A 13,028-nucleotide genomic window follows, 5' to 3' on the forward strand; every position below is an offset into this window, starting at 1 on the left:
ATTTCACCGGCTGCGCGCGAGCAGCAACCAGCTACCAATAATTTGTATCGCCAGCATTGCCAGGTAACCGGCAAATACGGCCAGGCCGCTAATCGGCCGCACCGTTGCAAAGACAACGGCAAACCCGGCAGCGCTCAGCATGAACTTGCCGATTTCCCCAGCGTAGCTGGACCGGGCCACTGCCCTGGCAGACTTCGCACCCCGCCAGCGAAAGGCCAGCCGGGCGAAATATGCCTGCGGGATAATGGCTATCGCAGCGCCGGCGGCGAGCGACCAGGCCAACACGTGATCGTATGCCCATAAAGGAACGCACACTAGTGTCAGGACCGCCAGTTGAGCCAGAGTGATGCGATGGACGGGAGGACGTGCTATTTCAGCAGCGGGCATAAATGCCTCTCGTAACTCACCTCACCCATAGCCGCACGGCTTTCATCCTCGTTCAGGGCGCGCGCATTATAGGGTGATTGAGGGGTGGGTTCAACCAGACGAAGGTCGCTATCCAAATTAAAACCCTGTGCTTTTGTGCACAGTTTCCCGACACGTTTGTGGGGATATAGCCGCAATTTCCGGCGGTTTGGCTTATTTTGTGTGTTGATTGTTTTTTATCCACCAGATGCTGTGGAACCGCCTCCACCTCGGTATTCCCGCGCAGGCGGGAATCTGTGCCTCGGCGGTCATTTAATATGCGCCAGTATCCCGTCCAGCTCATCCAGCGAGCTGTAATTAAGTACCAGCTTGCCCTTGCCCTTGGCGCTGTGCTGGATCTGTACCCGGGTGCCCAGTCGCTGGGACAGGTCGTCCTGCAGGTGGCGGATATTGGGGTCAATGGTTTTATCCGGCCTGGGCTTGTCTTTGGTCGAGAGCGTATTGCGCACCAGGGCCTCGGTCTGGCGCACCGACATGCCCTTGCCCACCACCTGGGCGGCGGCATGGGACTGGTCACCTCCCTCCAGCCCCAGCAGGGCCCGGGCATGGCCCATTTCCAGGTCGCCGTGTTCTACCAGGCGGCGAACATCATCCTGCAGGGTCATCAGGCGCAGCAGATTGGTCACCGTGGAGCGGGATTTGCCGACCGCATCGGCCACCTCCTGCTGGGTGAGTTCAAATTCCTGCTGCAATCGCTGCAGCGAAGCCGCTTCCTCAATGGGATTGAGGTCTTCCCGCTGGATATTCTCGATCAACGCCATGGCGATAGCGGCCTCGTCGGGCACATCGCGAATCACCGCCGGGATGGTGTCGAGGCCCGCCAGCTGGGTGGCCCGCCAGCGACGTTCGCCGGCGATGATCTCGTACTTGCGATCAGAAATGGGGCGCACGACGATGGGCTGCATCACCCCCTGGGCCCTGATGCTGTCAGCCAGTTCCTGCAGGGACTCGGGCTCCATATCGCGGCGCGGCTGGTACTTGCCCCGCTGTATCAGGTCTACCGCAAGCTCTTTCAGGGTTTTATCCGGGTCGGCGGCAACGTCTGCCAGCGGACTATCGGCGACCTCGGCGGCTTCACTGGCGGCGGCACTGGCACCCAAAAGGGCGTCGAGGCCTCTTCCAAGGGAGCGTTTTTTCGACATCCTGACTCTCCGTTACTCTGCTGCCGGGGCCGGCGCGGTGACACCAGCCGCGGCAGCGCCTGACGCCCGGGCCAGCTTCTCCTCGCGGCGGATTATTTCTCCCGCCAGGGCCATGTAGGCCTTGGAGCCGCGGGAGAACTTGTCGTAATACATGGCGGGAATGCCATGGCTGGGTGCTTCCGCCAGTCGCACATTGCGCGGTACCACCGTGCGATAGACCTTGTCCCCGAAATGACTGTGCAACTGGTTGGACACCTCGTTGGTGAGGCTGTTGCGCGGGTCGTACATGGTGCGCAGTATGCCTTCAATCTGCAGCTGCGGGTTTACCGTCTCGGCAATCTGGGAAATGGTGCGTACCAGGTCAGACAAACCCTCCAGGGCAAAGTACTCACACTGCATGGTGATGATCACCCCGTCCGCTGCCACCAGCGCGTTCAGGGTCAGCATGTTCAGTGATGGCGGGCAGTCGATCAGCATATAGTCGTAGGCGCCTGAGACCTCGATGAGCGCCGCCCGCAGCCGGCGTTCCCTGTGTTCCACCTGGATGAGCTCCACCTCGGCCGCCGTCAGGTCACTGTTGGAGGGCAGCACATCGTAACCGCTGTCGGCGGCGTGCCGGGCCACCTGGCTAACCGGCGCGCGATTCACCAGCACATCATAAATACTGCGCTCGACAGCATACTTGTCGATGCCGCTACCCATGGTGGCATTACCCTGGGGATCGAGGTCTACCAGCAATACACGTTTCTTCATGGCGGCCAGGGAGGCGGCCAGATTGACGCAAGTCGTTGTTTTGCCGACACCCCCTTTCTGGTTCGCAATTGCGATAATTCTTGCCACAAGATCCCCTGGTGTGTTGTTGGCGCTGTTAGTCGCGCAAAGTCATATCCACCAGGTGCCGCTGCTCCCCCAGCCCTGGCACCTCCAGTGGGTGCACGGCCTGCAACTGGCAACGGTCTGCCACCGCGGCAATTTCTGCCTCTGGATAAGCGCCTTTCATGGCGAAAAAGTGTCCGCCGGGTGCCAACAGGTGCTGGCAACCGGTGACCATATCCTCCAGAGAGGCAAACGCCCGGGAGAGCACCGCATCGAAGGGGCCCTGGTCAAAAGACTCCACCCGCGCCTGGTGAACGGTCATATTATCCAAGCCCAGCGCAGTTTTCACCTGAAACAGGAATCGGGTCTTCTTGCCGTTGCTGTCAAGCAGATGAAACTCCCTGTCGGGAAAGAGTATGGAGAGCGGAACACCGGGCAGGCCGCCACCGGTGCCGACATCGATCAACCGCTGCCCACTGACGTAGGGAGCGATAGACAGGCTGTCAAGCAGGTGGCGGGTCACCATTTGCTGCGGATCCCGCACAGCGGTGAGATTGTAGGCCCGGTTCCACTTGATCATCAGCGCCAGGTAGGCCAGCAGCTGGCGCTGCGAACCCTCCCCGCTCACGACCCCCAGGCGCTCACAGCCCCGGGCCAGCTGACTGCCTATGGCTGGTTCCAAGTCAGGCAAGCTTGCGGGAATCTCCGCCGCTGACGGCCCCGAGCGCACCGCGCTTCTTCAGGTAAATCAGCAACAGCGACACGGCAGCCGGGGTGACTCCGGGTATTCGCCCGGCGCGCGCCAGGGTCTCCGGGCGGGCGTCGCCCAGCTTCTGCTTGACCTCGTTGGACAGGCCGTCCACCTGCTCATAGTCGAGATCGGCCGGCAGCCTGGTGTTTTCATGTCGGCGCAGTCGGTCGATTTCCTCCTGCTGGCGATCGATGTAACCGGCGTACTTGGCCTGGATGGCCACCTGCTCCGCAGCCTGCCGGTCGGGTGTCGGGTCGCCCTTGAGGCTGGCGATGTCGGCGTACTCCAGTTCCGGGCGCTTGAGCAGGTCCGCCAGCGAATACTCCCGGGCCAGAGGGCTGGTCAGCTTGGCGGCCAGTTGCGCCGCTTCCGGGCTCCCGGGCTGTATCCAGGTGCTGCCCAGGCGGGCAGCCTCGGCGGCAATGGCCTCGCGTTTCTCTGCAAAGCGCTGCCAGCGGACATCGCCGACCAGGCCCAGTTGCCGGCCCTTTTCGGTAAGTCTCAGGTCGGCGTTGTCTTCCCGCAGCAACAGGCGGTGCTCGGCCCGGGAGGTGAACATGCGATAGGGCTCGACGGTGCCCATGGTGATCAGGTCATCCACCAGCACCCCGATGTAGGCCTCGTCGCGACGCGGACACCAGGGCTCTTCACCACGGACCGCAAGCGCGGCGTTCAGGCCGGCCAACAAACCCTGGGCCGCGGCTTCCTCGTATCCGGTCGTCCCGTTGATCTGGCCGGCAAAGTAAAGTCCCGGCAGTGCTTTGGTCTCCAGGGAGTACTGCAGGTCGCGAGGGTCGAAAAAGTCGTACTCGATGGCGTAACCGGGCCGGGTGATGTGGGCATTCTCAAACCCCTTGATGGAATGCACCAGGTCGATCTGCACGTCGAATGGCAGGCTGGTGGAAATACCATTGGGGTATAGCTCCGGTGTCGTCAGGCCTTCGGGCTCGATAAACACCTGGTGGGAATTCTTGTCGGCAAAACGGTGAATCTTGTCTTCCACACTGGGGCAATAGCGCGGGCCGACACCCTCGATCACCCCGGAAAACATCGGCGAGCGGTCGAGGCTGGCGCGAATAATATCGTGGGTGCGCTCATTGGTGTGGGTGATCCAGCAACAGCGCTGCTCCGGGTGCTCGGATACATCGCCGATAAAGGACATTACCGGCAGGGGCTTATCGCCCCACTGCTCCTCCAGTCCGGAAAAGTCCACCGTGCGGGCATCAATACGCGGCGGCGTACCTGTCTTGAGGCGCTCCACCCGGAAGGGCAATTCCCGCAGGCGCCGGGCCAGGGCAATGGAGGGCGGGTCACCGGCGCGGCCACCGGCACTGTTTTCCAGCCCGATGTGCAATTTGCCGCCAAGAAACGTGCCGGTCGTCAGCACCACCCGCGGCGCCCGAAACGTCACCCCCATCTGGGTAATGGCTCCGGCGATGCTACCGTTCTCGATCAGCAGGTCATCCACCGGCTGCTGGAAAATGCTCAGGTTTTCCTGGCTTTCAAGAATCTGGCGGATGCTATTCCGATACAGCACCCGGTCGGCCTGGGCGCGGGTTGCCCGCACCGCGGGCCCCTTGCGCGAGTTCAATACCCGAAACTGGATGCCGGCCCGGTCAGTGGCGCGGCCCATGGCGCCACCAAGGGCGTCTACCTCCTTCACCAGGTGGCTTTTGCCGATACCGCCGATCGCCGGGTTGCAGGACATCTGGCCCAGGGTATCGACACTGTGGGTCAACAGCAGGGTACGACAGCCCATGCGGGCTGCCGCCAGGCAAGCCTCGGTCCCGGCGTGGCCACCACCGATCACGATGACATCGAACTGTTGCTTGAATTCCACTCGGGTCTACCCTTCAGGCATTTGGGGGCGCGATTATACGTGGGCCGGTGCCGGTGTTCAAAAATTGTTCGACTGTAAAAATGCCGTCCGGGCGACCTTGGACAAGCCTTCTACAGCCCGTGTAAAGTGGCCATTGCCGCGGCCCGGAGCCCGCCACTTCCCACTCATTCGATTATCAAGGGTAGTACTACTATGGATTGGTTGCTGACATTCCTGGCTGTTTTCAACGTCGCCTCGATGTATACCGTTTTCAGCCCGCGGGTGAAACCGCGCAAGGCTGTACCCTGGGGAACCTTCGCTACCGCCCTGCTGGCGACCGAGCTGGCGTGGATCTGGTTACCGCTGCAGGCTCTTCTGGCCTGGTTGCTGGCGCTGGCCGGGGCTACTGATTCCAACCTGGGCTCGCTGGCAATGCTGGTGCTGGCAGTGAGCTGGGGCGGCCTGGTCTGGAGCATCTGGAAATCAACCCACGCCCGGGACACGGTCGAGGGCGCTCTGCTGGACAGGATCGGCTACGGCTATCGTGCCGAGATCCCGGCTGAGCGCAGCAGCGAATTGCGGCGGGAGGTCAGCTTCGACGACTGGCGCGACCCGCGCCCCACCCCCGTCCCCGGTGTCGAGGTGCTGCGCAATATCCCCTATGGACCCCACGGCGTGCACCAGCATCTGGATATCTACCGGCCCCAGGTTATCCCCGAGGGCGGCTGCCCGGTGCTGTTGCAGATACACGGCGGCGCCTGGATGATCGGCGACAAGAAACACCAGGCACTGCCACTGATGTACCACCTGGCCAGCCGCGGCTGGATCTGCGTGGCGGCCAATTATCGACTCAGCCCCAGCGTCGCCTTCCCTACCCACTTGCTGGACTGCAAGAAAGCGCTCTGCTGGATTCGTGAAAATGGTGACGAATACGGCATGGATACGGATTTCATTGCTGTCACCGGCGGCTCCGCCGGTGGTCATCTCACGGCCCTGATGGGGCTTACTGCCAATCGTCCCGAGCTGCAGCCGGACAACCCCGACACGGATACCACCCTGCAGGCGGCGGTCCCTTTTTACGGGGTTTACGATTTCCTGGTACGTTATGACCAGCACCCCAATCGTCAGGTTTACCAGAAGTTCCTTAACGGCAAGGTCATGCATGAAACCGTGGAGGAAAACCCGGAACTATGGGACCTTGCTTCTCCGGTTGTCCAGGTCCACCGGGACGCCCCTCCCTTCATGATTCTACACGGCACTCACGACAGCCTGGCCTCGGTCAGGGATGCACAGGTATTCGCCCAGAAACTGGAAGAGGTCTCGCAACAGCCCGTGGTATATGTGGAGATGCCGGGAGCAGAGCATGCCTGGGAGTTGATACACTCCCTGCGCACGGAACATACAGTGGACGGAGTACACCGGTTTCTGGAGTGGGCACTGGCGCGACACCGGAAGGGCAATGGCTGAACCGGCCAGGTTCCCGCGCAGTACACAGCGCTGCGCGGTAGTGACGGGCAGTCGCCGCGCTTTGGCTGGAGAGTCTTGCGAGTCTCAGTCTCCTGAGCCGCCCTGGACCCGCTGATCGCACCAGGCCAGCAAGTCCGCTATCACCTGTTCCCGCTCCGGTTCATTCAGAATCTCGTGATAGAGCTGCGGGTAAAGCTTCAGCTGTTTGTCTGCCGAGCCCACGGTCTCAAACAGGAACTGCGCTCCCGCCGGAGATGCCATGGAGTCCTGTTCCCCGTGCATGATCAGCAGCGGCAGGTGGATTTCCCCAGCCCGTTGCTGGACTTCGTTCATCGCTTTGAACAGCTCGGAAACAAAGCCCGCTGACATCTTGCCGTGATTGACCAGCGGGTCCTCGGTATAGGCTTTTACCACTGCCGGGTCTCGACTGACACCGGCGGCATCAAGCTGTAATACCCCCAATCGCGGAGCGATAAGCGACAGCAGGCGGATAATCGCCAGCTGCAGGAAACCCGGTTCCAGGTCGCTCATTATCGCAGGGCCTGACAACGCGCAGGCGACAAAGTCCTGCTGGTGGCGCAGCAGGTAGCAGCTGCTGATCAAACCGCCCATGCTGTGACCGAACAGAATCATCGGCAATCCCGGGAAACGTGCGATCACCTGTTGCCGGAAACGCTCCAGGGTTTCCAGGTGGTCGTCGAAGCTGGCCATGTGGCCATACTCTCCGTCGGAACGACCGTGGCCAATGTGATCCAGCGCCGCAACCGCATAACCGGAAGCGCAGAACCGCTCAGCCACTGCGGCGTATCGACCACTGTGCTCACCGGCACCATGAACCAGCAATATCACTGCCCGGGGTTCCTGGTCGGGCAGCCAGTACTGGTAGTACACCGAGTGCCCGGCCGCGCCCTCTAGTTTTCCTTCCTGATGTTGCACGCGCCCTCCCTATCCCTCTTCGTCGAGGAATTTTCCAATTTCGTCCCAGGCCTCGCAGGCCTCGGGAAGCTGAGGATAAAACATATGCCAGACATGGACCACATGCTGCCAGCTCTGCAGCCTTGCCGGTGATCCCTGGGATACCGCCCGGTTCACGTACCGGCGCCCGTCATCACACAGCATCTCTGCCTCGCTGACATGTACCAGGGTGGGGGGCAGGTCATGGAGATCCCTGAACACCGGTGAAATTGTCGGATGTGCCGGTGTGGTGCGGTTCTGAAACAGGCCGACCCAGAGCAGTAGCGGCCGGGGAAACCTGGCCAGGCCCCGTAGCATGGGGCCGAGCATGGCGTCGGTCTCGATATTGCCTTTCATGCTCGGTGAGCCCAGGGTGGCATCGGTCAGGGGTGACAGGGCAACGACGGCGTCCGCCTTGCGGCTGCCGTGGTCCCTGGACCACGCCGACATCATCAGCGCCAGGTTACCGCCAGCCGAATCACCCGCCAGATAGGCCTTGTGGGCGGTGGACGGTCCCTCGGGACCATTGGCCAACATCCATTCGTAAGCGGTGCGACAGTCCTCTACACCTGCCCTGCGCGAGTGTTCCGGCATCAGGCGGTAGTCTATCGCCAGCACAGCGCAGCCGGAGACCTCGGAAAATCGACTGGTTATATTGCGGTGACTCCGGGGACTGCCCATGACAAACGCACCACCATGGATATAAAGCAGTCGCCGCAGGCTATCGGCACCGGGTGCCTGCACCCACTCGGCGGCAACGCCGGCTGCATTTGCCGGTGTGAAGCTGGCAGACAGGTCCAGGCCATCGGAGATCTGGTCCATATACTGGCGCATCAGGCGCAACTGGTCCTTGCGCGGCGCCTCACGGACAGACCCCATTCCCACACCCAGCGAAGCAACCACCTCAGCGTGGGCTTCACTGGGTGGTCGCCCCAGGCCGAACTGCTCTCCCGGGGGCTGGTCGTACTTACCCAGATCAGGCCCATTGAGATACACCCGGGTGACAACTGCCACTACTGCCAGTATCACCAGCACCAGCCAGATCCAAATCATCAGTACATTTCCGGAAAGCCAAGGAACCCGCATTCTGTGCGCCGCGACCATTTGATACAAGTACCCGCGGCGGGTCATGCTTGTGCAAGCTACCGGGTTTTGGTTAGCATGCAGGGGCAAGATCAAATAATAATCAACATGGAGTCAGCTGTATGTCTGGATATCATGTAATACCTCCCTTGCTCGGACTGGCCGGCCTGGTCGTCGCTTTCATTATTTATCACATCATGATTCGCCATAACCACGGTGATGGCGTCGTCAAGAAAATTGGCGACCAGATTCACCTGGGCGCCATGGTGTTTATGCAGCGCGAGTACAAGATGCTCGCCATCTTTGGCCTGGTGTTACTGGTGGGCATCTTCGTTTCACCGCTGGGTGCAAATACCGCCATCGCCTTCCTGGTGGGTGCGCTGTCGTCGGCGATCGCCGGCTTCCTCGGCATGTTCGCCGCCACCAAGGCCAACGTGCGAACCGCGGTGGCGGCCCACAATCACGGCCAGGACCTCGCCTTGTCCATTGCCTTTTACGGCGGATCCATCATGGGTTTGTGTGTCGCTTCCCTGGGCCTGATCGGCCTGGGCAGCCTGTACTGGTACTTCGGCGGCGACCCACACACCGCTCACGCCATTCATGGTTTCGGCATGGGAGCCTCGGTCGTCGCCCTGTTCTCCAGGGTTGGCGGCGGCATCTTCACCAAGAGTGCCGACGTGGGTGCGGACCTCGTAGGCAAGGTGGAAGCCGGAATCCCGGAGGACGACCCCCGCAATCCGGGGGTGATTGCTGATAACGTGGGCGACAACGTGGGTGATATCGCCGGTATGGGATCAGACATTTTTGAATCCTACTGTGGCTCCATGATCGCCTGTATCGCCATCGCTTCAACCATGGCCATCTCGGCGGATGAAAAGGACGCGATGATGTTCCTGCCACTCAGCCTTGCCTCCATCGGCCTGCTGGCATCGCTGGCCGGTATTTTCATCGTTCGCGCTCGCAGCTCCGCGGCCCCGGAAGTCGCCCTGAGAACCGGTACGCTCGCCGCCCCGGTGGTGTTCGCCGCCATGGCCTACTTCCTTATCCAGGCAATGGGTCTGGGCACCAACATCTGGTATTCGGTCGTGGCCGGTGCGGTCGGTGGTGTCCTGATCGGGCTGATAACCGAGTACTACACCGGCTCCAAACCGGTCATACGAATAGCCAAGTCAGGCGAGACAGGGCCGGCAACGGTCATGATCACAGGTCTGGCGGTTGGCATGCAGTCGGTGGTACTGCCGATTCTGTTCCTCGCCGCCATTATCTGGGTCTCGACCAGCATGTCCGGCTTGTACGGCGTGGGCATTTCAGCCGTGGGCATGCTCGCCACGGTGGGTATTACCATGGCCATCGATGCCTATGGGCCGGTGGCGGATAACGCCGGCGGTATCGCTGAAATGGCGGGCATGGGCGAAGAAACCCGCAAAATCACCGACGGACTCGACGAAGTGGGTAACACCACGGCTGCCATCGGCAAGGGCTTTGCCATTGGCGCCGCGGCCCTTGCCGCGCTGGCGATCATTGCCGCCTTTGTGGAAACCGTGGAGGTCAACAATCCCGGCTTCGCGCTGGAGATTTCCGACCCGACGGTGTTGGTGGGCATGTTCATCGGCGGTACCGTGCCATTCCTGATCGCGTCCATTACCATGACCGCAGTCGGTGAGGCCGCCTTCGACATGATTACCGAGATCCGCCGCCAGTTCCGGGAAATTCCCGGCTTGCTGGAAGGCAAAGCCGAGCCTGACACCGCCCGCTGCGTCGACATCGCCACTTCAGCGGCGCTGCGGAGGATGATAGGCCCTGGCGCTATCGCGGTCGCCACGCCGATAGTGGTGGGGTTCGGGCTTGGCGCCACCGCGCTCGGCGGGATGCTCGGCGGTGCCCTGCTGGGCTGTGTGTTGATGGCTCTGATGATGGCCAACGCCGGTGGCGCCTGGGACAACGCCAAGAAATATGTCGAAAAAGGCAATCTCGGCGGCAAGGGCTCCGACACCCACGCGGCGACCGTCGTCGGCGACACCGTGGGCGACCCCTTCAAGGATACCTCCGGTCCTTCGATGAACATTCTCATCAACGTGATGGCTATTGTCAGCCTGGTGATTGCGCCGCTGCTCTGAGCCTGTCCCGGTGGGGCCACCCGGGCCCCACCGCTTATCGCTGCAGTTTCCCTAAGATACAATCTCACGGCCAAAGAAGAGCGCCGTGCCTGCACTGACCGCCGCCGAGAAATCCGAACTGCTATCGAAGATGTGTCACTACATCCCCCAAGCCCGTCACCTTGGGGTTCACCTTGTTGCGCTGGATGACCAGGAGATCACCCTGTGCCCGCCCTACCGGAAGGAACTGGTCGGTCAGCGGGACCTGCGCATGGACTACTCGGCCGCGGCTCTGCACCTGATCGCCAAGATAGAACAAACGGTTATACCAAAAACCACAAATTTCTCACTCGACTACCTGCGACCCACCCGGCTGCAGGATACTTACGCGCAATGCGCTCTTACCCGACAGGGTCGCCAGGTCGCAAATGTAAGTATCACCGCCTGGCAGGAACGTCGGGACCGACCCTGTGCCATTGCCAGGGCGCATTTCCTCATACCCGAACAATAACCAGTAATAAGGAGTAACGAAGATGGCTCGCTGGAAACGCAAGGAAATCGAAAAGGCCTTCGACAAGTTCCAGGCCGCCGCGCTCAAGGGCGCACAAACCAGTGACTGGAGCGACTGGTCCAACTGTTTCACCGAGGATGCCACCTACTTTGAACATAATTACGGGCGCTACTGGGGACGACAGCGTATTCACGACTGGATAACCGACACCATGAACCAGTGGCCCGCCAGCAGTATGACGGCATTCCCGGTGCGCTGGTACAGCATCGATGTAGAAAAAGGCTGGGTGTTTGCGGAAGTCATGAACCGCATGGAAGACCTGGGCGACGGTAAAATCTACGAGGAGCCCAATATCACTATTCTCCACTACGCCGGGAACGGGCTGTTCAAATACGAGGAGGATGCCTACAACCCGCACAATATGGGTGTCATGATCGGCCAGTGGCTGGCCGCCCGGGAGGCCCTGGAAAAGACGGCCGACAAAGCCAGCGGGGACTGAGCCCAAGGGCTCAACACCCAGCGCAAGATCGTGCTGCGTTTCGACAGGCGAGTCCGGCGCTGGGTTATCCCGGAGGGGTGTTAAAGTGCGAACGTCCCTGTTCGCTGGCGTGCAACCTTGCACAAACCGAAGTATTTCAAAAACCGCGCTCACAATCGATTACGGCGGATTACCGCTGTTGGTGACATCGATCGATCAAGTGTTGCCCAGACTGCGGCTGGTCAAGCAGTTAAGTGACGCTTGAATATTAAATGGTTATACTCAAAAATTCTGCCACACCGCCGCAGCGCGTTATACAGGAGCCAACCGCCGCCATGCAGTTCACCGACCAGCACAACGAAATTCGTCGCACCGTCTCCCAGTTTGTCGAAAAGGAAATCAACCCGAACGTGGAAGAGTGGGAAGAGGCAGGTATTTTCCCGGCCCATGAGGTATTCAAGAAGGCCGGTGAACTGGGCCTGCTGGGCATCCACAAGCCCGAGGAATACGGTGGCCTGGGCCTGGACTACAGTTATGCCATGGTCGCTCAGGAGGAATGGGGGGCAGCCAACCACGGCTCAGTACCGCTGGCCATCGCGGTGCAGACAGACATGGCTACACCCGCCCTGGCGCGCTTTGGCAGCGACGAACTGAAGCGGGAGTTCCTTACTCCCGCCATCGCCGGGGAAATGGTAACCGCTATCGGCGTCAGTGAACCCCACGCCGGCTCGGATGTAGCCGCGATAAAAACCACCGCCCGCAAGCGCGGTGGCGACTACGTGATCAATGGCACCAAAATGTGGATTACCAATTCCACCCAGGCGGACTACATTTGCCTGCTGGCCAATACCTCCGATGACCAGAAGCACCAGAACAAGTCACTGATCATTGTCCCTACCAGTACGCCCGGGTTTTCAACGTCACCGCGGCTTAACAAGCTGGGTATGCGCGCTTCGGATACCGCACAGTTGTTTTTTGACGATGTCGTCGTGCCCCAGCGTTACCTTATCGGAGAGGAAGGCATGGGTTTCACCTACCAGATGATGCAGTTCCAGGAGGAGCGATTGGCGGGTGCGGCAATCACCATCAAGGGCCTGGAGAACTGTATTCGCGACACCGTGGAATACACCAGCCAACGAGAGGCTTTTGGCAAGCCACTGCTGGATAACCAGATCATCAACATGAAGCTTGCGGAAATGCAGATGGAAGTAGAGTCCCTGCGAGCAATGATTTACCGCGCCTGTGAAATGTACATCAACGGTGAAGATCCCACCTTACTGGCCTCCTATTCCAAATTGAAAGCCGGCAAACTCAGTAACAGCATCCCCACCGAGTGCCTGCAGTTCTGGGGTGGTATGGGCTATATGTGGGACAATCCTGTGGGCCGGGCCATGCGCGATATGCGCCTGACCTCCATCGGCGGCGGCGCCGATGAAGTCATGCTGGGCATTATCGGCAAGCGCATGGGATTAATGGCCCGCTGAG

At 60.7% G+C, this 13,028-nt stretch carries 12 protein-coding genes; 5 read left to right on the forward strand and 7 right to left on the reverse strand.

The window, feature by feature from the left end:
• Window positions 1-3: 3 nt before the first annotated feature.
• The 5 genes from E2F43_RS05835 to mnmG form a co-directional block, all read right to left on the reverse strand.
• Window positions 4-387 (reverse strand): ATP synthase subunit I, encoded by a 384-nt coding sequence (locus E2F43_RS05835; RefSeq protein WP_133210501.1) that lies wholly within the window; start codon window positions 385-387, stop codon window positions 4-6.
• 287 nt (window positions 388-674) lie between these two features.
• Window positions 675-1,568 carry a ParB/RepB/Spo0J family partition protein gene (locus E2F43_RS05840; RefSeq protein WP_133210503.1) on the reverse strand — a complete coding sequence of 298 codons (894 nt, stop codon included), beginning with the start codon at window positions 1,566-1,568 and terminating at the stop codon, window positions 675-677.
• A gap of 12 nt (window positions 1,569-1,580) precedes the next feature.
• Window positions 1,581-2,408, reverse strand: coding sequence for a ParA family protein (locus E2F43_RS05845; protein WP_133210505.1), 828 nt, complete (start codon window positions 2,406-2,408; stop codon window positions 1,581-1,583).
• A gap of 28 nt (window positions 2,409-2,436) precedes the next feature.
• Window positions 2,437-3,075, reverse strand: coding sequence for a 16S rRNA (guanine(527)-N(7))-methyltransferase RsmG (gene rsmG / locus E2F43_RS05850; protein WP_238946757.1), 639 nt, complete (start codon window positions 3,073-3,075; stop codon window positions 2,437-2,439).
• A complete protein-coding gene (gene mnmG, locus E2F43_RS05855) occupies window positions 3,068-4,975 on the reverse strand; it encodes a tRNA uridine-5-carboxymethylaminomethyl(34) synthesis enzyme MnmG (protein WP_133210507.1) in 1,908 nt (635 codons plus the stop codon). Before mnmG ends, rsmG begins: the two co-directional genes overlap by 8 nt.
• A 192-nt stretch (window positions 4,976-5,167) precedes the next feature.
• Between mnmG and E2F43_RS05860 the strand changes: the two genes are divergently transcribed.
• Window positions 5,168-6,421, forward strand: a complete 1,254-nt coding sequence (locus E2F43_RS05860) for an alpha/beta hydrolase (protein WP_133210509.1) — start codon at window positions 5,168-5,170, stop codon at window positions 6,419-6,421.
• Between the two features lie 84 nt (window positions 6,422-6,505).
• Here the strand turns inward: E2F43_RS05860 and E2F43_RS05865 are convergent, their stop codons facing one another.
• Window positions 6,506-7,357, reverse strand: a complete 852-nt coding sequence (locus E2F43_RS05865; protein ID WP_133210511.1) for an alpha/beta hydrolase — start codon at window positions 7,355-7,357, stop codon at window positions 6,506-6,508.
• A 9-nt stretch (window positions 7,358-7,366) separates the two neighbouring features.
• Window positions 7,367-8,428, reverse strand: a complete 1,062-nt coding sequence (locus E2F43_RS05870; RefSeq protein ID WP_133210513.1) for an alpha/beta hydrolase — start codon at window positions 8,426-8,428, stop codon at window positions 7,367-7,369.
• A 152-nt stretch (window positions 8,429-8,580) separates the two neighbouring features.
• On the opposite strand from E2F43_RS05870, the gene E2F43_RS05875 reads away from it, so the two are divergent.
• The 4 genes from E2F43_RS05875 to E2F43_RS05890 all read left to right on the forward strand — a co-directional run bounded on the left by E2F43_RS05875 (window position 8,581) and on the right by E2F43_RS05890 (window position 13,027).
• On the forward strand, window positions 8,581-10,575 hold the full coding sequence (locus E2F43_RS05875; RefSeq protein WP_133210515.1) for a sodium-translocating pyrophosphatase: 1,995 nt from the start codon (window positions 8,581-8,583) through the stop codon (window positions 10,573-10,575).
• An 85-nt stretch (window positions 10,576-10,660) separates the two neighbouring features.
• On the forward strand, window positions 10,661-11,065 hold the full coding sequence (locus tag E2F43_RS05880; protein WP_238946758.1) for a PaaI family thioesterase: 405 nt from the start codon (window positions 10,661-10,663) through the stop codon (window positions 11,063-11,065).
• A 22-nt stretch (window positions 11,066-11,087) separates the two neighbouring features.
• Window positions 11,088-11,564 (forward strand): nuclear transport factor 2 family protein, encoded by a 477-nt coding sequence (locus E2F43_RS05885; protein WP_133210517.1) that lies wholly within the window; start codon window positions 11,088-11,090, stop codon window positions 11,562-11,564.
• 314 nt (window positions 11,565-11,878) lie between these two features.
• Window positions 11,879-13,027, forward strand: a complete 1,149-nt coding sequence (locus E2F43_RS05890) for an acyl-CoA dehydrogenase family protein (protein WP_133211133.1) — start codon at window positions 11,879-11,881, stop codon at window positions 13,025-13,027.
• Window position 13,028: the final 1 nt, after the last annotated feature.

It is taken from the genome of Seongchinamella unica (assembly GCF_004354085.1).
GTDB classification, from domain to species: Bacteria; Pseudomonadota; Gammaproteobacteria; order Pseudomonadales; family Halieaceae; genus Halioglobus; species Halioglobus unicus.